The organism is Micromonospora arida, assembly GCF_003857035.1.
Lineage (GTDB): Bacteria > Actinomycetota > Actinomycetes > Mycobacteriales > Micromonosporaceae > Micromonospora > Micromonospora arida.
Map to the genome: position 1 here is coordinate 1 of NZ_QGSY01000100.1, position 900 is coordinate 900.

The 900-nt window shown below is 72.1% G+C and carries 2 protein-coding genes; one reads left to right on the plus strand and one right to left on the minus strand.

Features of this window, described 5'->3' with window-relative positions:
* Positions 1–34: 34 nt before the first annotated feature.
* Entirely contained in the window at positions 35–484 is a 450-nt protein-coding gene (locus DLJ58_RS04630) for a metallopeptidase family protein (RefSeq protein WP_074316962.1), read from the minus strand.
* Positions 485–637: 153 nt separating this feature from the next.
* Between DLJ58_RS04630 and DLJ58_RS04635 the strand changes: the two genes are divergently transcribed.
* The coding region (locus tag DLJ58_RS04635; RefSeq protein WP_109899508.1) for a DUF3499 domain-containing protein at positions 638–900 on the plus strand (263 nt) is incomplete at its 3' end.

The window sequence follows — 900 nt, forward strand, 5'->3', positions numbered from 1 at the left end:
CCCCACTCTCCGCGCGGTCGGCTGTCGGGTCGGCTCAGGCGAGCTCGTCCGGGTCCACCCCGAGAAGGTTCGCGACCTGTTCGATGATCACGTCATGGACGAGATCGGCGAGGTCCTCACGGTCCATCGCCCGGAACTCCAGGGGCCGTCGGTACAGCACGATCCGCGGCGGCACCTCCTGCCGGCCTGGGCGGCCGGGCAGCAGCCGGGCCAACGGGACCTCGCCGTCCTCCAGCACGTCCGAGTCGTAGACGTTCAGGTCCGGCGGGACATCTTCGACCGCGAACTCGACCCCGGCCAGCTCCTTGGCGAACCGACGCTCCAGCGTCTCGACGGTGTCCAGGACCAGGTCGTCGAAGACCTCGGCCTTGGTCCGCGCCAGCGGCACGGTGGCCGGAACCAGCCGTCCGCGCAGGCCGCGCCCGTGCCGGTCACGATGCGCACGCCGGCCGGAGCCGGGGCGGCGGTGTTCCGGGCTCGTCATGAGGCAAAGGGTAGCGCCCGTCTCGGGCTGGTCAGCGGCAGCGCCGCTCCCGTGGCGCGGCGCGCCCAGGACGGTCGACTGTGATCACCATGACGGGCGTGTCGCAACGCGAAGCGATGCGCCGGACCCGGTAATGGAGATACCCTGCCGCACGTGAGGTCACCACGGCGCTGCTCCCGTAACGGCTGCCCCCGGCAAGCGGTCGCCACATTGACCTATGTCTACAACGAGTCGACAGCGGTGGTGGGGCCGCTCGCGGCGTTCGCCGAGCCACACACGTACGACCTGTGCGAGCCGCACGCCCGCAGCCTGACCGCGCCGCGGGGCTGGGACGTCGTCCGGCACGAGGGCGAGTTCGAGCCGCCGCCGCCCACCACGGACGACCTGGTCGCGCTGGCCGAAGCGGTCCGCGAGGC